Here is a 21,915-nt window from a genome sequence, read left to right as displayed (position 1 = left end):
CTATTAAAATTTTAAGTTCATTCCTACTAAATAAGTTCTTGGATTTGGATAAAATCCGTAATCGATTCCACCACCAATTGGTGCACCATTTGATGTTGTTGGGTCATAACCGCTATATTCCGTTAACGTAAATAGGTTGCTTGCTGATACATAGAATCTCAGTTTATCAATTCCCCATTTTTCGGCAGTATCAGATGATATTGAATAACCTAATTGTACGTTTTGTAATCTCACAAAAGAACCATCTTCAACATAAAAATCTGAGAATAAGGTGTTATTTGTTGCACCTGTAGTTACCCTTGGAAAACTATTACTTGTTCCTTCACCCGTCCAACGATTTAAATACTGAATAGGTCTATTGGTTAAAGGAAGATTTCTTTCGTAATTCCTTACAATTTCATTTCCAATTGATGCAAACGCATAAGCTCCAAAATCGAAATTATAAAAATCGAATGATAGGTTTAATCCCATTGTAGCATCTGGTATAGGATCTCCGAGGTTTGTTTTATCTAAATCATCAATGACTCCATCTCCATTAATATCGACAAAAATTAAATCACCAGGCTGCGTATTATTGTTAAGCACTGCCGAATTATCTATTTGTGCTTGATTTTGAAAAATACCATTGGTTTTATATCCTCTAAAGTAACCGATTGGATAACCAGCTTCCATCCTTGATGGTGCTTCTTGACCTATTCCAAACGCACCACCTGGCACAAAACCACCTTCTTGACTTACCGAAATAACGTTATTATCTAAAGCGGTAACATTATATTTAAGGTTAAATTTAAAATTGTCACTAATCTCTTCAGAATAACCAATAGCAAATTCTAAACCTTTATTTTCCACAACACCAGCGTTAATAATTGGAGGAGAAGCTCCTGGAGCGGCAGTACCCAAAATACCTGAAGCATCCGGTTGCACTAACAAATCTTCGGTACGCTTTTTAAAGTAATCTACCGTAACATCAATTTTATTATCCCAAAAACGCATGTCTAATCCAACATCGAAAGTTTTTTGCTTTTCCCATCTAATTTCTGGATTTCCAATTCTTCCTGCTGCAGAACCAAAATATAATGTATTATCAAATACATAAGTAGCTTCACCGTCTAAAACAGATACAAAGCCATAATCTCCAATTCTATCGTTACCTAATATACCATAGGAAACTCTAAACTTTAAAAAGTCAATAAAATTGCTATTTTCTAAAAATGTTTCTTCGGAAGCTATCCACCCAATCGAACCAGATGGAAAAATACCAAATTTGTTTTCTGGACCAAACTTAGTTGAACCATCACGTCTTACTACTGCAGATAATAAGTATTTTCCTTTATAATCGTATTGAAGCCTTCCAAAATAAGATAACAATCTAGAATCGAAACTAAGATCATTGCCATTTGGATTGTTATTTTCGACTCTCATTGCGTCTTCTAAGTTAGCATTACCAAAATAATTATCTCTAATGCCATAACCCGTAAAAGACTTAAAGTCTCCAGTGGTCTTAAATACCGATGTTCCTAACAATACATTTAAATTATGATTGTCAGCAAAGGTATTTTGGTATTTAATAAAAGCATCAAAAGTATAATCTCTATAATGCGCTTCACTTTCATAAACCGTATTATTATCTGCATCTGCATTTGGTATTAAATCGAATACTTTATCAACTGTCCCTAAAATTCCGTAATCAACAAAAGGGGCAAACGACTTAATATCTACTCTGGCATAATTAAATTGATAGCTTGCTTGCGCTGTAAAATGTTCTAAAAAATTATAAGACAGATTAAGGTTTCCATTAATTTTATTCACTAAACCTCTGTTATGTGTATTGCTTATTTGTTTTAAAGGATTGACAACCTCAAATCCAAGATTGTTTGCAGCATCATTTACACCTAGTGTAGGAGCCATGTTTACAGCATTGAAAAGTACAGAACCAATTCCTGTTTCTGGTAAGGTTTGTCTTGTAGTGTGGGTCCAAGTAATACCAGTGTTTAGTTTAAAGTTTTTAAGAAAATCTAAACCATAACTAAGTCTTTTAGTTAATCTGGCAAAATTTGATTTATTTCCACCAACAATACCATCTTGAGTTAAAAACGAACTACCAAAAGCATACGTTGAATTTTCACCACCGCCCTTAAGTGTAAGAGCAGTACTTAATATTGGCGCTTTTTGAAAAACCTTATTTTGCCAATCTGTACCTTGTCCCAAACCAGCTGCATTTGGATAAGGTATTGTTTCACCATTAGCCGCATAAGACTCATTAAGTAACAATGCATATTCTGTAGCATTTAATAATGGTATTTGCCTTGTAGTTTCTTGTACTCCACCATAAGAATTAATTTCAATAGTTAATGGCATACTTTTTCTACCAGATTTTGTTGTGATAAGAATAACACCATTTGCAGCTCTTACTCCATAAATACCAGCAGTTGCGTCTTTTAAGATATTCATGGTCTCGATGTCATTTGGATTAATAACACTTAAGTCTTCTACTACGGTTCCATCTACCAATATTAATGGCTGATTGGCTCCGTTAGTAGAAATACCTCTAATACTAATTGTAGATGAAGCTCCTGGTGAACCAGAATTTGATACAATATTTACACCAGCCACTTGACCTTGTAAAGCTTGTTCAATCCTAGTAGGCTTTAAAGTTTCGACCGTTTCACTAGAAACGACAGATACAGCACCAGTAATTTCTTTTTTCTTTTGAGTACCATAACCAATGACTACAACCTCATTTAAAGATTCTGAATCTTCTTGGAGTAATATGGTTATTGGCTCGTTGTTAGTAATTGTAACCTCTTGTGTTACAAAACCTAAATAAGAAATAACTAATACAGAATTTAAAGGCACATCGTTTAAGGTAAACTTTCCATCAAAATCTGTGGAAGTCCCTACAGATGTATTTTTAAGGATGACATTTACACCCAGTAAAGGTTGTCCCGAAGACGCTTCAGTAACGGTACCTTTAACATTAACATTTTGCCCATAAAATGCCATTGTAAGAATAAAGGCAATGAGCGTTAAGATTTTTGTTTTCATATTATGTTGCTTAGATAATGCAACTTATAAATTGATACTGATAAATCCGCAAAATATAGCAATACAAAAAACATACAATTCAAAAAAAAGACACATATTTTGTCAAAATCGCATTTAAACCCCTTTAAATATTAGGAATTGAACTCATAACACCAGTTAATATAAAAATAACATTTATTATAAAAAACTACTATTTAAGCTGTTTGTATAGGTATTGTATAGGTAATAATTAGATTTGTATAGGTGTTATAACTCGATAATGTAATTAGATAAGCTCTGGTCGTGATCTAATCCTATTTTTTTTCGCAAACGATATCGCTTAACTTCAACACTTTTATGTGAAATATTTAATAAGGGAGCAATTTCTTTTGAAGATAGATTAAGTCTTAGATAAGCGCATAATCTTAAATCATTTGGAGTAATGGCAGGATGTTTACTTTTTATCTTTTTCATAAAGTCTTTGTCCACATTATTAAAAGCTTCTTCAAATAATTTCCAATCGCCAGTGTTATTTAAACTCGAATTTATAAGCTTAACTACCTTTTTAATGTCATTTACTGAATTACTTTTCGATAATTCGGTCTTAATATTATTTAGCAATTCATTTCGTTTTACCAAATTCATAGTAGCCATACCAAGCTCTCTATTTTTATTCTCAATGTCTAATTGTAAGTTTTTATTTTTAAACTGAATTAATTGACGCTGATTTTCTAATTGGTCTAACTTCAATTCTCTTTCTTTCTTTTCAAGAAGCTTTTGTTGCTGCTTCTTATAATGGCGTTTATTAAAAAAATGCAATAAATACATTAAAAACAAACCAAAACCAACATATAGAACTATTGCTAATGGTTTAATGTACCAAGGTTTTTCAATATTAAAACTATAAGACAAGACTTTATCTGATAAAATTCCACCAGACATCGCTTTAGCCTCAAATGTATAATCACCATGCGGTAAGTTCTTAAAAAAGACCTCTGAATTCCTTGACCAATCGCTCCAATCGTTATAAATACCTTTTAATCTATATTTATATTTAGAAGACAATAGTTTTTCATAATTGGCTATACTGTAATTAAATTTTAAGTTATTGAACTTATTTTTAAGCATGGCTTCATTAACCAGGTTTAATGGTTGAAGTTCATTAGGCAAAGCACCATATTTAATGTTGTTTAAATGTATTTCTAATGGTTGATGTGCAATTTTATTTAGGTCCATTATCAGATAGCCTTCTGTTGTACCAATAAGATAATTATTATCACGAAGAAGCAGTATGTTCTCAAAAGCGGGTTTACTTTTACGAACTTCACTTGAGATAGCAATGACGTTAACTTTTGGTTTGCTAGATAATTTTCCAGGTTCTACATAAATAATTTCATTATTAGAAAAACCCCAAAGTTTATCCCCTTTTTTATCATAGATAAGCTTACCTGAAACGTATTTATCGCCACTTAACAACTTGCTTAAAACGGTATCTTTTTTAAAGCTGTTATTTTTAAATTTGAATACGCCTTCTCTAGAACTATATAAAATTTCATCATTATAATTAACAATACTCGACTTTATACCTTCATTAATTGACATTTTTTTGTAATCAATTATCTTCTGATAATCTTTATCAATCTTTATTTTATAAACTCCTTTATGCTCATGACTAACAAACAATTCATTTAAATCTATAAATTCAAAATATCGAGATGAGATATTAAACCCTTCAATCTTATTTCTAAATTGCCATGTGTTATTTAATTTTTCGAGTATAAATAACCCTTTATAGTTTCCTTGAATTAAAAGATTTGGTCTACCCACAATTTCTTTTACAGCCCAAGTTCCTATCTCACTGGATACTTTTTGTGCAACAAAATTATTGATAACAAATGTTCCTTTATCATGACCACAAAATAAGGTTCCTTTTAGAAAGGATAAACTCCATACTTGACCTTTTGTACCCTCAATAAATTTAAATTTCACATTTGTATTTATAGGCTTATAAAACAGTCCTTGATTTGTACCTAAATAGAGGAAATCATGCGTTTGAGCTGCAGCATAAACCGTTCCTAAAACCCCTTGTTTGTCTGTGTAAACTTTAAACGGAGAATTTAAATTAACAACATTAATTCCGTTATCAAGACCAAGCCAAATATTACCAAAATTATCTTCGAGCAAAGAAAGTATTGTGTTATTACTAAGCCCGTAAGATTGATCAATTTTTAATAGCTGCTTACCATTTTTATCTAATTGTATAATCCCATTAGCAATAGTCCCAAGAATAAAACCACCTTCCCTTAAACTTATACTACTATAAATACTAATATTAGATAATAAATCGTCTATTTCTGTACTCCATCTATTAACACTATTATTCTGAAAGGTATAGAAACCATGTTCTTTAGTTTGTAGTAAAAGGCCATTGTCAAAATCATAAATATTAACTAACTCTTTACCTTTTATAGCTTCTGATGATATAATTACGTTGGCTTTACCATTTCTTATTTCAAAAACACCAACATCCATCTTCTGAAAATAAATAGATTGGCCGACCTTAAATACTTTATTTATTCTTTCATCTGATTCTATAATATCAAAACTTAAATCTGTTGTATTATAAATATAAATTCGGTCAAAAGATTGAAAAATTACATAACCCTCAACATCAATAATGCCCCAAAAATCCTCATCTTCTTTAATTGAAAAGTTTTTATTTTCTGCAAGTGAAGTATATTGAAAACCGCCGAAATCATCTTTAAGCCAATACCCAAAATCCATATAACCTCCAGAAAAAATCTTATCACCTACAACTCTTACGGATCTTAAAATACCATCATTGGGTGAATTATAAAGTTGCCATGATGCACCATTATACTCTAATAAACCCTTATTGTTTGCGACATATATAAAGTCATTATCAGCTTGAGAAATAGCCCAGTTTTGATTCTCAGCACCATAGTCTTGGGATGAAAAAACTTGGATTGGAGGCATCTCTTGACTAAATGAATTAACATTAGTAATTAATAAAAATAATACTAGGCAAAAATTAACCTGCCTATTAATATTTAACAACATAAATTTAATTTGTATTAATGTTGTTAAGGTATAAAAATTAAAGAAGACTAGAAAACATAGTAAAAACCGCTACGCTTGAAATGACATTGTATAGGTATATTTACTCAATACTGTTTATATTTTTTAATGTGAATTTTTAAGTACTAAGAATAAGAAATGGCTTCGCGGAGTTTTATATCAACATCTTGAGAAAAGCCAAATCAAAATATTGGATTGCTTTTTTGGTTTAAAAATACACTTGAAAGTAAGCTCTCAGCTATTTTTAAAACAAAAAAGCCGAAACTTTCGTTTCGGCTTTTCATCTGTACTGAAGACGGGAATTGGCTTAACCGAGTCCCAGTTTCAACATTTTGAGAAAAGCCGATTCATAAAAATGAATTGCTTTTTTGGTTTAAAAACATACTTGAAAGCAAGCTTTCCGTATATTTTTAAACCAAAAAAGCCGAAACTTTCGTTTCGGCTTTTCATCTGTACTGAAGACGGGACTTGAACCCGTACGTCCTAATGGACATTGGATTTTAAGTCCAACGTGTCTACCAATTCCACCACTTCAGCATCCTGATTACGACATTGTAATCAAATTGGTATTTTATAAAAGAATAGAGCGAAAGATGGGATTTGAACCCACGACCTCCACCTTGGCAAGGTGATGCTCTACCCCTGAGCTACTTTCGCAATTTTTAAAGAACTATTTCGCTTTAAAAGCGGATGCAAATTTAAAATATTTCTTATAAATGCAAAGCCTTTTTCTAAATAAATTAAAAAACTTTTAAGCTTGCTTTTTCTTTACAAGCATTCGTTTAATCTCATTAAGCTTCATTAGGGCTTCTACAGGCGTTAATGTATCTATATCTGTATGCAAAATTTCATCCTTTATCTCTTCTAATAAAGGATCATCTAAGTTAAAAAAACTTAACTGCAGATCGTCTTTTAGTGTTTTTACCTTGTCTGTTAGCTCTTCACTAGAATGTGACTTCTCTAATTTAGATAAAATTTTGTTAGCTCTTCTTATAACTTGTTGTGGCATTCCTGCCATTTTTGCAACATGTATTCCAAAACTATGCTCGCTACCTCCTTCAACAAGCTTACGCACAAATAAAACATTGTCCTCTAGTTCTTTTACTGAAACATTAAAGTTTTTTATACGACTAAATGTTTCAGTCATTTCATTTAACTCATGGTAATGTGTAGCAAATAAGGTTTTTGGTTTTGCAGGATGCTCGTGCAAATATTCACTAATTGCCCAAGCAATAGAAATACCATCATAAGTACTGGTTCCTCTTCCTATTTCGTCCAGCAGTACCAAACTTCGGTCGGAAATATTATTAAGAATCGACGCTGTTTCGTTCATCTCTACCATAAACGTAGATTCTCCCATAGAAATATTATCGCTGGCACCAACTCTAGTAAATATCTTATCTACTAACCCAATTCTAGCACTTTCTGCAGGTACAAAACTTCCTATTTGTGCCAATAAAACAATTAAAGCGGTTTGTCTTAAAATAGCCGATTTACCAGACATGTTTGGTCCAGTAATCATAATGATTTGTTGAGATTCGCGATCTAAATAAACATCATTGGCAATATAGGGTTCTCCTAACGGTAATTGCTTTTCAATTACAGGGTGACGACCATTTTTAATCTCTAAATCGAAACTATCATCAATTTGTGGGTAATTATACTTATTAGTTTTTGCTAAGCTTGCAAAACCACATAAACAATCTAATTGTCCTATAAGCTGAGCATTCTGTTGTACTTGAATAATAAATTGATGCATCCACGTCACCAATTCGGCAAATAACTGTTGCTCAATGGCTAAAATACGCTCTTCAGCACCAAGAATTTTTGCTTCGTATTCTTTAAGCTCTTCTGTAATGTAACGTTCAGCATTTACCAAGGTTTGTTTACGTATCCATTCTTCTGGTACTTTATCTTTATGCGAGTTTCTAACTTCAATATAATATCCAAAAACGTTGTTTGACGCTATTTTTAAAGATGTAATGCCTGTGCGCTCACTTTCGCGCTGCAACATATTGTCTAAATAATCTTTTCCAGATTTAGACAAACCTCTTAGCTCATCTAATTCTTCTGAGAATCCTTCAGCAATAGAATTTCCTTTTAAAATATTTACAGGAGCTTCTTCATTTAAGGTTTGCCTAATTTTTTCTCTGAGTAAATCGCAATTATTTAAGTTATCTCCTAAAACTTTTAAGGCTTCGTTATTACAGTTCTCAGCTAAAGATTTGATTGGCACAATAGCTTCCAATGAATTTTTAAGTTGAATAACTTCTCGTGGACTCACTTTGGTGGTAGCAATCTTAGAAATTAAACGTTCTATATCACCAATATGCTTTATCTGTCCTTGTATTTTTTGAAGTACAACTTCATTATCTAATAGAAATTGAACGACCTCATGACGTTGTTTTATTTTATCTGCATGCTTTAATGGTAATGCTAACCAACGTTTTAACGTTCGTCCTCCCATTGCAGAAATCGTTTTATCTATAACATTTATAAGCGTTACCGCATTAGCGTTGGTAGAATTATATAATTCTAGATTTCTTATGGTAAATTTATCCATCCACACATAATCGTCTGTTGCTATTCTAGAAATTGTTGCAATGTGTTCTAACTTATTATGTCTGGTTTCACCTAAATAATGAAGCACAACACCAGATGCAATAATGCCTTCGTATAAATCTTCAATACCAAAGCCTTTAAGGGTTTTAGTATTAAAATGTTTAATTAAGCTCTCATTAGCATAATCTGCTTGAAATACCCAATCTTCTAGATAAAATGTATGAAAATCATTTCCGAAAGTCTCTGCAAATACTTTTCTGCATTGTTTAGAAATTAAAACTTCACTTGGCTTAAAATTTTGAAGTAGCTTATCAATATACTCGGCATTACCTTGCGATGTTAAAAATTCTCCTGTAGAAATATCTAAAAATGAAATTCCAATATATTTTTTATCAAAATGGACAGCCGCTAAAAAGTTGTTTGATTTTGAATGTAAAATATCATCATTAAAAGCCACTCCTGGCGTTACCAATTCCGTAACACCACGCTTTACAATAGTCTTAGTCTGCTTAGGATCTTCTAATTGGTCGCAAATGGCAACACGCTCACCTGCTCTTACTAGTTTAGGTAAATACGTATTTAAGGAATGATGTGGAAAACCTGCCAGCTCTGTTTCACTATCGCTACCAGCACCACGCTTGGTTAAGATAATATCTAAAATCTTAGATGCTTTTACCGCATCACTACCAAAGGTTTCGTAAAAATCCCCAACACGAAACAATAACAAGGCATCAGGATATTTAACCTTGATGGCATTATACTGCTTCATTAATGGTGTTACTTTTTTTACTTTTTTAGCCAATGGTTTTCTTTATTTTTGTTGAAATTGTAAGATTGTAAATTTACTTATATTTTGAGGCTTATTGAAGCTTAAAACCTATAAGTTATCTACAAGTGTTGATAAACTATACTGTCATTCCTGCGGAAGCAGGAATCCACAAGCTGTAATAAAAAATAGATTCCTGCCTTCGCAGGAATGACAAATATGAGAAAACTAAAAAACGAAGAATTAGACAGACTAGATGTTTCAGAGTTCAAAGCAGCTGAGAAGTCACCAATCATTATCATTCTAGATAATATTAGAAGCCTAAATAATATTGGCTCTGTCTTTAGAACAAGTGATGCCTTCTTAGTTGAAAAAATTTATCTCTGCGGAATTACTGCACAACCACCTCATAACGATATTAGAAAAACAGCTCTTGGCAGCACAGAAACTGTAGATTGGGAGTATGCAGAAAACACGTTAGAAATAATTGAAAAGTTAAAAATTGAAGGTGTAACTATTTGTTCTATTGAACAAGCTGAAAACGCCAAGATGCTCAACGAATTTAAACCTCGACCTAATACTAAATACGCATTTGTTTTTGGTAATGAAGTTAAAGGTGTGGCACAAGATGTTGTTGATGCCAGCGATCTAGTTATTGAGATTCCGCAATATGGCACTAAACATTCATTAAATATATCTGTAAGCTGTGGTGTTGTGGTTTGGGATGTGTTTAGTAAACTTAAAGACTAATGAGACTGATAAAATTAATTATTGTTTTTTTTATTTCAATTCAATTGTGTCACTCTCAAAGTGAATTTTCAAAAAAAGGAATTAAAAGAATAAATATTACAGAAACATATAGACAGTTATTAAATGATAGTACATATCATAACTCTATAACTGAAACAAATGAAACATTTTATGATATACATGGAAAAAAGCTAAGAAGTATAAGAACCATTTATAACAATTCTATTCCAAAAAGTAAAAATGAAACTAAGTTTTATTACAACAACAATAATCAAATAATTTATTCTAACTCATATCTTGAAAGAGATTCTATCAATATTAAAACCCATTACGAATATCGTAATGAACTATTATTTAAAATACATTTCAATTATATTAGAAATGAAAAAGAATACAAATTTGAAGAATTGTATTATTATGATTCTAATAATAAACTAATCTCTAGCAACTATTTTTATTATGAAAAGTATTTAGATGCAATTAAAGATGATTACTCCACTTATATAAATCTTAAAGAAAAATACGATAAAAAAGAGAGAACAATAGAAATGGATTGGACTAAGTCGGATATTAAATACAAGCATAATAGATTTACTTATAAATGGAGAAAAAGCAAACTTTTAAAACTTGAAAAAGAGTTTGATAAAAATGATAAATTAATTAGTATTACAAGATTTAAATATATTCTTGACAAGAAAAATAACTGGATAGTTAAAAAAGAAATTAAGAACAAAGCCTTGAATAAAATTACTTACAGAGAAATTGAATACTATTAAAAAATAGTAAAGTGGTTCTTAAATAAAAATGTCAAAAAAAACAAAAACACCATGGCCTACAAAAGCCGTAATGCAACAAATTTACGAGCAACATCTTTGGGGTGGTAAAGATTTCGATTTTTATTCTGGAGAAGGTTCTCACGAGGCTACAATAATAAAGCCTTATTTAGATGCTGTTATTTCTTTTTTAAGTTCTCACAACAATGATTTAACCGTTTGCGATTTGGGCTGTGGCGATTTTAATATTGGAAAACATTTAGTTAAGTACACTAAAAAATATATTGCCGTAGATATTGTTGAAGACCTAATCATTAGAAATAAAAAATTGTTTCAGGCTAATAATCTTGAGTTTCATTGTTTAGATATTTCAAAAGATAAATTACCAAAAACAGATTGTATTATACTAAGACAAGTGCTTCAGCATTTATCTAATGAAGAAATAAAGAGTATTGTCAACAAACTTTTAGATTACAAGTACATTATTCTTACAGAGCATTTACCGAATGGTAATTTTGAACCCAATAAGGATAAAATTGCTAGTCAAGGGATAAGGTTAAAACAGAATAGTGGTTTAGATTTGTTGGCTGCACCTTTTAATTTCAAGGTTAGATCATCAGAAATTATTAGTGAAACTACTCTTAGCGAGAATAAGGGTAGAATTACAACTATTCTTTATTCACTTTTTTAGCCATTTATCTCATTCAGCAACCACAAATAATCTTCACGATTCTTAACAAAATCACGATCAGAAATATCTATAATCTTCACATTTAAATCGGTTTGAGATTTTAAGAATTCTAAATACCCAGAATTTATTTTTTCTAAATACTCATCCTCTATTTCACTTTCGTATTTACGCCCTCGTTTTTTAATATTAGCTTGTAAACGCTCTGTATTTTGGTAGAGATAGACATATAAGTCTGGCCTAGCAATGTCTTTATATACCTGATAAAACAGTTTTCGGTATAATCTAAACTCGTCTTCTGGCAAGGTCACTTTAGAAAACACCAACGATTTATGTACATCGTAATCACTCACCATAAAATCCTTAAATAAATCTAATTGCGATAAGTCGTCAGAGATTTGTTGGTAACGATCTGCGAGAAAAGACATTTCTAAAGTAAAGGCATAACGTTCTGGCTCTTTGTAAAACTTTGGTAAAAACGGATTGTCAGCAAAACGTTCTAAGATGAGCTTGGCATTAAAATCTTGTGCTATTTTTTTAGATAAACTTGTTTTCCCTGCACCAATATTACCTTCAATCGCAATAAAATTAAAATCACTAAAACTGTAGCTCTTTTTTGGATTTTTTAACCATATTCTAATTGCTTCTATTTGCGATGTATCTTTACATTCCTCCAATAAAACTGCAATAGATTTTTTAAACACAGGATGCTCTATATCTTTTGCAATATCAGCAAGCGGCTGTAAAACAAACCTTCTTAAATGTAAACTTGGATGCGGTACAATTAAGGACTTTTCATTTATAACCTCATCTTCATAAAACAAAATATCTAAATCTATTTCACGAGACTCGTAACTATCTTTAGTTTTCTTTGCTCTACCTAATTTAGACTCAATGCCTTTAAGTTCTTTGAGTAATTTTTTAGGCTTCAATTCGGTTTTCACCATTATACAAGCGTTATAAAAATTGTCTCCCTCAAAACCTAAAGCTGGTGTCTCATATACCTTAGAAATTTTACCAACCGCACCAATTTTCTCAAAAACAGCATCAATGGCAGATTGCAAAAACTGCATCTTATTGCCCTTGTTACTTCCTAATGCTATATAAATGGTTTTGTTAGATGTCATCGAATTAGCAAAATAACTAAAAGAATAATTAATCCTTTATCTTTACTAAAACTATTTATTAACCATTTTCAATGCCATTAAAAGACAAGCTTTTAGCGCAACGTATATATTTATTACTTGGTGCTCTTTTTATAACCTCATTAGTCGTTTCAAACTTAATTTTTCAGAAGTTTTTTTATTGGTATCCTGTCGATATAGAAATCTTTGGATCTAAACTTTTCGAGATTTCAGTAGGTATTCTGCCGTATCCTATAACATTTCTTATTACCGATTTAATTAGTGAAATCTATGGTAAAAAGCGTGCTAATGATGTTGTCGTGGTTGGAATTTTTGCCTCACTTTTTTCATTACTGATTATTTACGCTGCTTCAATTGTACCAGCAACGTCGTGGTCTCCTGTTGATAATAGTTTGTTTAATACAGTTTTTGGCAATTCCACAATTGCAGTATTTGCAAGTATGCTCACCTATTTATTTGCTCAGTTTATTGATATTCAGATTTATCATTTCTGGAAAAAACGAACACAAGGAAAACACCTATGGCTACGTAATAATTTCTCAACTTGGTTTTCGCAATTTGTAGATACATTTACAATTGTATTTTTACTTTGTTCTTTTGGTATAATCGAATGGGAAAATTTTAAAGGTCTTTTAATCAGCGGCTTCTTATTTAAAGTTTTAGTAGCCTTCTGCGACACACCATTTTTGTATTTAGGAGTTTACTTGTTTAGAAAACGATTTAAACTAAAAGTAAATGAAGAAATTGACTTACTCTAAACTCCTTGTTCTCGATATAAAATTGCAAAAAAGCAATTTCACTCGAACTGACGTTAAAAATCTAACCTTTCGTCACTTCGAGTAATTTTGAAGTATGAGAAATTGTATCGAGAAGCTTTTTTAATGTTACTAAATCATTAAAGTCTTCTTAAAGTTTAATAAAATCACAACTATTCTAATGACTTTTGCGTATAATATATAGAACCTATATTAAAACCATACTCCTCGTTATGAAGAAAATTTTCAAGATTATTGGTATTGTATTATTAATTTTCATTGCAATTCTTATCGCTATTCCTTTTGTTTTAGAGTCTAAAATAGACACTATTGTACAAAATTATGCGGATGAAAATTTAGATGCCGATTTAAGTTTTGATGATATTAGCTTAAGCCTAATTAGTAGCTTTCCAAAAGCTGAAGTCAATGTTGAAAATTTAAAAATAATTAACCGAGCACCATTTAAGGGCGAAACTTTAGTAACCGCCAAGTCTTTATCTTTTGAAATGCCATTGGGTGAATTATTTAAAGGAGGAGAAGAACCTTTAGTCGTTAACGAAATCATCGCAGATGAAATGTTGTTAACCCTAATAACCAATAAAAATGGTACTACAAATTATGATATTGTAAAGGAAGATGACAATACTGAAGTAACCAATAATAATGATGAATCTAGCGGTTTTAGTTTTGATATTGAAAATTACGAACTCAACAATAGTGCATTTACCTATATAGATGAAGGAGCAAATACGCAACTATACGCTACCGAAATAAATCATAATGGAAAAGGTATTTTTTCTGGTGAACAATCTGAATTAGACACTAAAACCGAAGCTAAAATTAGCATGTCTATTGACAGTACAGAATACCTGAGCAATAATATTATAAAGCTCAATGCTTTAATTGATTTAGACCTAAAACAAGAAAAATATACGTTTAAAGAAAATAAAGGTTACATAAATGCTTTGCCGTTAGAGTTTGAAGGATTTGTTCAGATGGTGGAAGAAGGACAACAGATAGACATCAGTTTTAAAAATCCTGAATCTTCTTTTAAAGATTTTTTAGCTGTAATTCCAAAAGCCTATGCAAAAAATATTGAAAGTGTAAATACTACAGGTAATTTTACGGTAAATGGTATTATTAAAGGATTGGTTTCAGAAGAAACAATTCCTAATCTCGATATTAATTTACGTTCGGATAATGCCTCTTTTAAATATCCTGATTTACCTAAAAGTGTTAGAGATATAATGATTAACGCTTCCGTAAAAAATACGACAGGAAATGTTGATGATACTTATGTCGATTTAAATCAACTCGATTTTAAAATAGACGAAGATGTCTTTAAGTCTGAAGCGCATATCAAAAACCTAACAGGCAATATGTTAGTAAATGCCAACTTAGATGGAGTTTTAAATTTAGCTAATATCTCTAAAGCCTATCCTATTGAATTAGAAAATCAGCTTAGTGGAATATTAAAAGGAAAATTAAATACATCTTTTGATATGGATGCTATTGAAACTAATGCCTACCAACGTATTAAAAATAATGGTACTGTTTCAATTTCTGACTTTATATTCTCTTCTGAGGATATTGTAAACCCAATTCAGATTAACAAAGCAGATTTAACTTTTAAGCCAGGTACAGTTAGTCTTAACAATTTTGATGCTTTAACTGGTAAAAGTGATTTCTCAGCAACCGGAACTATAAATAATCTTCTCGGGTTTTTATTGAGCGATAAAAAACTACAAGGTAATTTTAATGTGAATTCTAACACCTTTGCCATTTCAGATTTTATGGTTGAAGATGAAGCTGCTTCAGAAACGTCTAACAAAACAACTTCTGATGCTGAGTCTCTTAAAATCCCAGACTTTTTAGATTGTACTATTACAGCCAATGCAAAAACAGTTATTTATGATAATTTAAATTTAAAGAATGTAAAAGGGCAATTATTAATTAAAGACCAAAATGCCAATCTTAAAAATATGACTACAGATTTGTTTAATGGTCAATTAGGCATTTCGGGTAATGTTTCTACAAAAGAGGCTAAGCCAAAATTTGATATGAAACTTGCTATGCAGCAATTTGATATTTCGCAATCTTTTAAAGAATTAGAAATGTTGAAATTTTTAGCACCTATAGCCAAAGTATTACAAGGTAAACTGAACTCTACAATAGATTTGAGTGGTATTTTAGATGAAAACTTCTCGCCAGACCTAGCAACCATAACTGGAGATGCGCTAGCTGAAGTATTAACAGATAAAGTAAATACAGAGCAAAGTGCCATATTATCTGGACTAAGTAGTAAATTAAATTTCTTAGATTTAGATAAACTAGATTTAAAAGACATAAAAACTAAATTAAGTTTTGAAAACGGTCAGGTTTCTGTAAAACCTTTCACGATTAATTATAAAGACATCCCTATTGAAGTATCAGGAACTCATAGTTTTTCTAACTCCATGAATTATAGTGCTGTTTTGCAAGTACCAGCAAAATATTTAGGTAGTGAAGTTAACCGTTTGGTAGGAAAAATAAATGATGCAGAAGTAAATAAAATTACAATTCCTGTAACGGCTAATATCGGAGGTACATTTTCTAGTCCAAATATTACTACAGATTTAACGAGTGGGGTTTCTAACTTAACGAAACAACTCATTGAAATAGAAAAACAAAAGCTAATTGGTAAAGGCAAAGACAAAATTAATGATTTATTAGGAGGTGTTTTAGGTGGAAACTCTACTACAACAACTGATTCTACAAAAACTGATAGTACAAAAAACAAAGCTGAAGATAAAGTGAAAGAAGGTATAAAGGATGCTTTGGGAGGTATTTTTGGCAAAAAGAAAAAAACTACGGATAAAAAAGCCCAAGATTCAACTAAAAAGAATTGAAAATTACGCTAAAACCGTACATTTCTCCCAATTTCTGTTAAATATTCCATTTTTACTTGCTTTTCTAAATAATTAGATTATAATGTAGGTTCACTAAATTTCTAAAGGATATATGAGGCAATTAAAAATCACCAAGCAGGTTACCAACAGAGAAGATAAATCGTTAGATAAATATCTTCAAGATATCAGTAAAATTCCACTTATTACTGCAGAAGAAGAGGTAGAACTTGCACAACTTATTAAAAAAGGTGACCAAGTTGCATTAGATAAATTAACTACAGCCAATTTAAGATTTGTGGTTTCTGTAGCTAAGCAATATCAAAATCAAGGTTTAAAATTACCAGATTTAATTAATGAAGGCAATGCTGGATTAGTTAAAGCTGCAAAACGTTTTGATGAAACACGAGGATTCAAATTTATTTCTTATGCTGTATGGTGGATTAGACAAGCTATTCTACAAGCCTTAGCAGAACAATCTCGTATTGTACGTTTACCATTAAATAAAATTGGTACCATAAATAAAATTAACAAAGCATTTTCTCACTTGGAGCAGCTTCACCAAAGGCCTCCAAATGCTGAAGAAATTGCTCGTGAGTTAGACATCAGTGCTCGTGAGGTTAAACAATCTATGAAAAATTCTGGTCGTCACTTATCTATGGATGCACCATTAAAAGATGGAGAAACATTCAGTCTTTATGATGTTGTTAGCGCAACGGAATCTCCAAGGCCAGATAAAAACTTAATGAAAGAATCTCTAAACCTTGAAGTTGAACGTGCTCTTGAAACACTGACGCAAAAAGAGAGTGATGTTATTAGATTAAATTTTGGAATTGGTGATCAACCACCAATGACTCTTGAAGAAATTGGAGGAATTTACGATTTAACTCGTGAGCGTGTAAGACAAATTAGAGAAAAAGGAATTCGTAGATTACGACATGCTAGTAAGAGTAAAATCTTAAAAACTTATTTAGGATAATTTAATTATAGATCTCTACGCTGTTAGATTTAAGCAACTAGACTTATTTAATGGTTCAATTTATAATTTAATTGCTATTTTTTTAGTTGTTAAATGCATTTTAAATTTAAAAGTTTAAAATATTATTCTAAAACGTAGATTTAATTTTTTATTTTCAAATAGTTAGCATATATTTGCCGACCATTTGCAAGAATTAGATAACAAAAATATATCGATATAATGATTAAAATCGAAATCAAAGAAGGAGAAAACATAGAAAGAGCTCTTAAACGTTACAAGCGTAAGCACAGAAATGTACAGATTATGCAAAACTTAAGAGAATCTCGTTATTTCACTAAACCTTCTGTAAAAAGAAGAAGAGAAATTCAGAAAGCTGAGTACATTCAAGGTTTAAGAGACGCTGAAAACGTATAGTCTTTTCTTATATAAAATTATAAAAGAGCAACATTTTTGTTGCTCTTTTTTGTTTTTAAATATTTATTTCAACCACTAGGCCTTCATTAGCTCTAATGTTAAAAACGGTTTGGTCCTTAAAAATTAAATATTGTCCTTTTATACCTACCAACTCTCCAGAATATTGAAGTTGCTTTTTTAAATTTAAACTATTGGGCTTTATTGGGTATTGCTCCACCGGAAACTTTAGATGTGTTTCTGTATTAGTTTCAATAAAATAATCCTTTGCTTCTTCTGGTATATATTCTTTTAGTTTTTGCCTCCATTCTATTAAATCTTCATCTTCAATATCATTTTTTAGCATTTTTCGCCAATTAGTTTTATCAGCAACATAATCTTTTAAGGCTACTTCGGTTATACCGGCTAAATACCTATTTGGTACTTCCACAATTTCTATAGCTTCATGTGCACCTTGGTCTATCCAACGTGTTGGCACTTGGCTTTTGCGCGTTACGCCTACTTTAACATTACTAGAATTTGCTAAATAAACAATATGTGGTTGTAATTGCACTTTCTTTTCATATTCTAAATCACGATCTTCTTTATTTAAATGCGCTGTACTTAGCTCTGGTCGCATAATCCAATCACCAGCCAAAGGCTTATCGAAAAAACAAGTTCTACAGAATCCTTGTCTATATATTGGTTTGTCTAACCCACAGCTTAAACATTGATGTCCAACAAGTTTCATTTCAATTGATTTATTTAATAATTGATTCATATGTATAAAATCATTATCAAATACCAAATAATATTGAATAGGTTCTAAAAATTCAGTTTGCATTTTAGTAAGGACACCTTGATAAATCATAGAAGAAATTTAGTATTTTTAGCAATACAAAATTAGCCAAAAGAAAAGTAATCCATGCCAATTCCTATAGTAAATTCCATAGCTTCATGGTTTTTGAAAAAACGATTTCATCAAATTGAATTGTTTTTAAAATATCCTAATGAAGTACAGAATGAATTGCTTTTTAGCTTATTAAAAATTGCAAAAGATACTGAAGTAGGTAAACAATATGATTTTGCTTCGATTAAAACTTATAAAGAATTTAATGAGCGCATACCAGTTGTTAACTACGAAACTTTTCAGCCTTTAATAGAGCGTTCTAGAAATGGTGAACAAAATATTTTTTGGCCAACACCAATAAAATGGTTTGCTAAATCGAGTGGAACCACAAATGCTAAAAGTAAATTTATTCCTGTAAGCACTGATTCTTTAGAAGATTGCCATTATGCGGCAGGTAAAGATTTACTTTGCATGTATCTTAATAATAATGAAGATTCGCAACTCTTTACTGGTAAGAGCTTACGATTAGGTGGTAGTAAAGAATTATATAAAGAAAACGGAACTGTGTTTGGAGATTTAAGCGCAATTCTTATTGATAACATGCCTTTTTGGGCAGAGTTTAGTAGTACTCCTAGTAGCAGAGTATCTCTAATGAGTGATTGGGAAACTAAAATGGCTGCTATAGTTGATGAAACTATAGAGGAAAATGTTACAAGTTTAGCGGGAGTTCCATCCTGGATGCTAGTACTTCTAAACAATGTTTTAGAGAAAACAGGGAAAGATAATCTTTTTGATATTTGGCCAAACTTAGAAGCTTACTTTCATGGTGGAGTGAGTTTTAATCCATATGTAGATCAGTATAAAGCTATATTACCTTCTAATAAATTTAAATACTACGAAATTTATAATGCCTCTGAAGGCTTTTTTGCAATTCAAGATCAAAATAACTCAAGTGATCTACTCCTCATGTTAGATTATGGTATTTTTTATGAGTTTATACCAATGGATACATATGGCACTGAAACCCAAAAAGTAATTCCGTTGAGTGAAGTAGAGCTTAATACCAATTATGCTGTAATCATTACTACAAATGCTGGTTTATGGAGATATAAAATTGGAGACACCATTCGCTTTGTCAGTTTAAGTCCGCATAGAATTAAAGTTTCTGGTAGAACCAAGCATCACATTAATGCCTTTGGCGAAGAGTTAATTATTGAAAATGCCGAAGAAGCACTTAAAAAAGTATGCAAAAATACAGCTACAGAAATTGTAGATTATACAGCTGCCCCAATTTTTATGAAAGGTAAAGAAAAGGGAGCACATGAGTGGATTATAGAATTTAAGAATCCTCCAGATAATATGTCTCAATTTGAAGAATTATTCGATAATGCACTTAAGTCATTAAACTCTGATTACGAAGCCAAGCGTTTGAATAATATGACATTAAACAAACCATTAATCCATAGTGCAAGACCTAATTTATTCTACGATTGGTTAAAAGAAAATGACAAGCTTGGAGGACAACATAAAGTACCTCGTCTTTCTAACTCTAGAGATTATGTTGATGCCTTATTGCGCCTAAACTCAGGTAATTACATCGGATAAATTTGTGTTTTATATTAGATTGTCGAATAAAAATGAGTCTTAACTAATAAATCATGTAAAATACTGAGTGTTCGCTTTTTGATTAGTAATTTGTTATATTATTAATCCATAATTCCCTCAATTATGAAACTCACCCTCTATGTGGTTGCTATAGCTGTAATGTTATTTACTAATGGCACTTCACACAAAACAGACCCAGTTAAAAATATTAAAGTTGATGCATTAAACGAAAGCGGTTACGTTTTTAATGTTAATGTTTCTAGGATAAACTCCAAATACTCTGAAGTTGCCAGCGCAGTTTTTAGAAACAAACTAGTTATTGTATCGTCCAAAAAAATTGGTGCATTAGGTAATAACGTTGATCCTGTAACAAATGAACCTTACACAGATTTATTCTGTATGGATATAAAGCCAAAAGGCGATTTTTCTCCTCCATTATTGTTTAGTAGAATTTTAAATACAAAAGCCAATGAAGGGCAAGTGGCCTTTTCCTTAGATGGTTATACTATATATTATACCCGTAGTACAAGAGAAAACTCTAAAAACTATAAACTATATAAAGCTACTTTAGAAGAGAACTCTTATGGTAATTGGGACAATCATATAGAACTTTCAATTAGCAGTGACAGTTATTCTATTGAAAACCCACATTTATCTGCAAACGGTGAATTTCTATATTTTGCTTCTAATATGGTTGGAGGTTTTGGTGGTTTTGATCTTTATAAGGCAGCTATTTACGAAGATGGTAGTATTGGTAATCCTATTAATTTAGGAAGTTACGTTAACTCATCGAAAGATGAGAAATACCCTCACACGTCTTCTGATGGTAAAGAGCTATATTATTCTTCTAAAGGTTTTAATAGTATTGGCGGATATGATATTTTTATTTCTAATATAACCAATGGAGTTTATTCTAAACCTAGAAATTTAGGATATGCAATCAATTCAATAAAAGATGAAGTTGGATACATGATTATTGATAATAATACAGGAGTATTCTCATCTAATAAAAATCATGCATCAAATGGGTTTAATATATACCATTTTGAAGCTGAAGCCATTTACAGAGAATTACAAGGTGTGGTAGTAACTGAAGACAATAGAATTTTACCAAACTCTATTGTTGTATTATTAAATAGTGAAGGCCAAGAAATAGAACGCCAAACCACTAGTATTGACGCATCGTACCGTTTTAAGGTAAAAGCTTTTGGAGATTATAAACTTGTAGCTGTAAAAGAAGGCTTTGAAGATTACTCTCTTAAATTTGAATCAGAAACAAAGCAATTAAGAGCCGTTTTAAGGTTATCACCAAATGTAACTTACAATAAAAGCAAGCCTTAACCCTTTATCGCAAAAAAATGCAATAAAGTTTCATATAACCGAAATTCTTAACTTTTGTCTAATAAATAAGCTTAGTGAGCTCTGCTTTAAAAACAAGCCTATATATTAGCATCAAATAAATGTGCTACATTATTTAATAACCCATTAATAAAATATTGCAATCAATATTAAATTAATCAATCCCTAACTAAGTAAAAACCACAATTTCAAATAGTGAAATTGTGGTTTTTTTTATGCATTAAAATTATATTAATACGTAATATTACGTTTGGTGTCGCTTCTTTATTTGCTAAAACTTGTATC

General features: G+C 31.0%; 14 protein-coding genes and 2 tRNA genes. 9 read left to right on the top strand and 7 right to left on the bottom strand.

The genetic code is table 11. From position 1 onward, the window contains the following. Window positions 1-3: 3 nt before the first annotated feature. The 5 genes from H8K90_RS13450 to mutS all read right to left on the bottom strand — a co-directional run bounded on the left by H8K90_RS13450 (window position 4) and on the right by mutS (window position 9,487). Entirely contained in the window at window positions 4-3,045 is a 3,042-nt protein-coding gene (locus tag H8K90_RS13450; protein WP_186846514.1) for a SusC/RagA family TonB-linked outer membrane protein, read from the bottom strand. A 246-nt stretch (window positions 3,046-3,291) separates the two neighbouring features. Beyond that, window positions 3,292-6,021: a helix-turn-helix and ligand-binding sensor domain-containing protein gene (locus H8K90_RS13445; RefSeq protein ID WP_246457771.1), complete on the bottom strand. Its 2,730-nt coding sequence runs from the start codon at window positions 6,019-6,021 to the stop codon at window positions 3,292-3,294. A gap of 555 nt (window positions 6,022-6,576) precedes the next feature. Beyond that, window positions 6,577-6,660, bottom strand: a tRNA-Leu gene (locus tag H8K90_RS13440). A gap of 48 nt (window positions 6,661-6,708) precedes the next feature. Beyond that, window positions 6,709-6,780 (bottom strand) — tRNA-Gly (locus H8K90_RS13435). A gap of 94 nt (window positions 6,781-6,874) precedes the next feature. Beyond that, window positions 6,875-9,487, bottom strand: a complete 2,613-nt coding sequence (mutS, locus tag H8K90_RS13430; protein WP_186846512.1) for a DNA mismatch repair protein MutS — start codon at window positions 9,485-9,487, stop codon at window positions 6,875-6,877. A gap of 183 nt (window positions 9,488-9,670) precedes the next feature. On the opposite strand from mutS, the gene H8K90_RS13425 reads away from it, so the two are divergent. From H8K90_RS13425 to H8K90_RS13415, 3 genes are read left to right on the top strand one after another with little or no spacing between them, the layout of a single operon-like run. Continuing rightward, window positions 9,671-10,201, top strand: a complete 531-nt coding sequence (locus tag H8K90_RS13425; RefSeq protein WP_186846511.1) for an RNA methyltransferase — start codon at window positions 9,671-9,673, stop codon at window positions 10,199-10,201. Next, the gene (locus H8K90_RS13420) at window positions 10,201-10,977 is read left to right on the top strand and encodes a hypothetical protein (protein ID WP_186846510.1); all 777 of its coding nucleotides are present in this window, start codon (window positions 10,201-10,203) and stop codon (window positions 10,975-10,977) included. Before H8K90_RS13425 ends, H8K90_RS13420 begins: the two co-directional genes overlap by 1 nt. Window positions 10,978-11,005: 28 nt before the next feature. Beyond that, on the top strand, window positions 11,006-11,665 hold the full coding sequence (locus H8K90_RS13415) for a class I SAM-dependent methyltransferase (protein WP_186846509.1): 660 nt from the start codon (window positions 11,006-11,008) through the stop codon (window positions 11,663-11,665). Here the strand turns inward: H8K90_RS13415 and folK are convergent. After that, window positions 11,662-12,789 (bottom strand): 2-amino-4-hydroxy-6-hydroxymethyldihydropteridine diphosphokinase, encoded by a 1,128-nt coding sequence (gene folK / locus H8K90_RS13410; RefSeq protein ID WP_186846508.1) that lies wholly within the window; start codon window positions 12,787-12,789, stop codon window positions 11,662-11,664. The two genes, H8K90_RS13415 and folK, sit on opposite strands and share 4 nt — an antisense overlap. Window positions 12,790-12,860: 71 nt before the next feature. On the opposite strand from folK, the gene H8K90_RS13405 reads away from it, so the two are divergent. From H8K90_RS13405 to rpsU, 4 genes are all read left to right on the top strand, one after another. Next, a complete protein-coding gene (locus H8K90_RS13405; protein WP_186846507.1) occupies window positions 12,861-13,565 on the top strand; it encodes a queuosine precursor transporter in 705 nt (234 codons plus the stop codon). A gap of 230 nt (window positions 13,566-13,795) precedes the next feature. After that, window positions 13,796-16,450 carry an AsmA family protein gene (locus tag H8K90_RS13400; RefSeq protein ID WP_186846506.1) on the top strand — a complete coding sequence of 885 codons (2,655 nt, stop codon included), beginning with the start codon at window positions 13,796-13,798 and terminating at the stop codon, window positions 16,448-16,450. 112 nt (window positions 16,451-16,562) lie between these two features. Then, window positions 16,563-17,426 carry a sigma-70 family RNA polymerase sigma factor gene (locus tag H8K90_RS13395; protein WP_008269491.1) on the top strand — a complete coding sequence of 288 codons (864 nt, stop codon included), beginning with the start codon at window positions 16,563-16,565 and terminating at the stop codon, window positions 17,424-17,426. 219 nt (window positions 17,427-17,645) lie between these two features. Further along, window positions 17,646-17,840: a 30S ribosomal protein S21 gene (gene rpsU, locus H8K90_RS13390; protein ID WP_008269492.1), complete on the top strand. Its 195-nt coding sequence runs from the start codon at window positions 17,646-17,648 to the stop codon at window positions 17,838-17,840. Window positions 17,841-17,895: 55 nt separating this feature from the next. Here rpsU and H8K90_RS13385 read toward each other — a convergent pair whose 3' ends face one another. Further along, window positions 17,896-18,687 carry a DUF2797 domain-containing protein gene (locus H8K90_RS13385; RefSeq protein ID WP_186846505.1) on the bottom strand — a complete coding sequence of 264 codons (792 nt, stop codon included), beginning with the start codon at window positions 18,685-18,687 and terminating at the stop codon, window positions 17,896-17,898. Window positions 18,688-18,741: 54 nt separating this feature from the next. Here H8K90_RS13385 and H8K90_RS13380 point away from each other — a divergent pair, with 54 nt between their 5' ends. Continuing rightward, entirely contained in the window at window positions 18,742-20,271 is a 1,530-nt protein-coding gene (locus H8K90_RS13380) for a GH3 auxin-responsive promoter family protein (RefSeq protein WP_186846504.1), read from the top strand. A gap of 123 nt (window positions 20,272-20,394) precedes the next feature. Next, window positions 20,395-21,612, top strand: a complete 1,218-nt coding sequence (locus H8K90_RS13375; RefSeq protein ID WP_186846503.1) for a carboxypeptidase-like regulatory domain-containing protein — start codon at window positions 20,395-20,397, stop codon at window positions 21,610-21,612. The last annotated feature ends 303 nt before the right edge of the window (window positions 21,613-21,915 follow it).

Source organism: Winogradskyella echinorum, from assembly GCF_014297365.1.
GTDB lineage: Bacteria > Bacteroidota > Bacteroidia > Flavobacteriales > Flavobacteriaceae > Winogradskyella > Winogradskyella echinorum.
This window is presented reverse-complemented; position numbering and strand designations above follow the sequence as displayed.

What these genes read in the sequence shown, in the direction of transcription:
- H8K90_RS13420 (WP_186846510.1), top strand. Translation starts at nt 10,201, where the DNA reads ATGAGACTGATAAAATTAATTATTGTTTTTTTTATTTCAATTCAATTG.
- H8K90_RS13405 (WP_186846507.1), top strand. Translation starts at nt 12,861, where the DNA reads ATGCCATTAAAAGACAAGCTTTTAGCGCAACGTATATATTTATTACTT.
- H8K90_RS13375 (WP_186846503.1), top strand. Translation starts at nt 20,395, where the DNA reads ATGAAACTCACCCTCTATGTGGTTGCTATAGCTGTAATGTTATTTACT.
- H8K90_RS13400 (WP_186846506.1), top strand. Translation starts at nt 13,796, where the DNA reads ATGAAGAAAATTTTCAAGATTATTGGTATTGTATTATTAATTTTCATT.
- H8K90_RS13445 (WP_246457771.1), bottom strand. Translation starts at nt 6,021, where the DNA reads ATGCCTCCAATCCAAGTTTTTTCATCCCAAGACTATGGTGCTGAGAAT.
- H8K90_RS13450 (WP_186846514.1), bottom strand. Translation starts at nt 3,045, where the DNA reads ATGAAAACAAAAATCTTAACGCTCATTGCCTTTATTCTTACAATGGCA.
- folK (WP_186846508.1), bottom strand. Translation starts at nt 12,789, where the DNA reads ATGACATCTAACAAAACCATTTATATAGCATTAGGAAGTAACAAGGGC.
- H8K90_RS13385 (WP_186846505.1), bottom strand. Translation starts at nt 18,687, where the DNA reads ATGATTTATCAAGGTGTCCTTACTAAAATGCAAACTGAATTTTTAGAA.
- H8K90_RS13415 (WP_186846509.1), top strand. Translation starts at nt 11,006, where the DNA reads ATGTCAAAAAAAACAAAAACACCATGGCCTACAAAAGCCGTAATGCAA.
- rpsU (WP_008269492.1), top strand. Translation starts at nt 17,646, where the DNA reads ATGATTAAAATCGAAATCAAAGAAGGAGAAAACATAGAAAGAGCTCTT.
- H8K90_RS13395 (WP_008269491.1), top strand. Translation starts at nt 16,563, where the DNA reads ATGAGGCAATTAAAAATCACCAAGCAGGTTACCAACAGAGAAGATAAA.
- H8K90_RS13425 (WP_186846511.1), top strand. Translation starts at nt 9,671, where the DNA reads ATGAGAAAACTAAAAAACGAAGAATTAGACAGACTAGATGTTTCAGAG.
- H8K90_RS13380 (WP_186846504.1), top strand. Translation starts at nt 18,742, where the DNA reads ATGCCAATTCCTATAGTAAATTCCATAGCTTCATGGTTTTTGAAAAAA.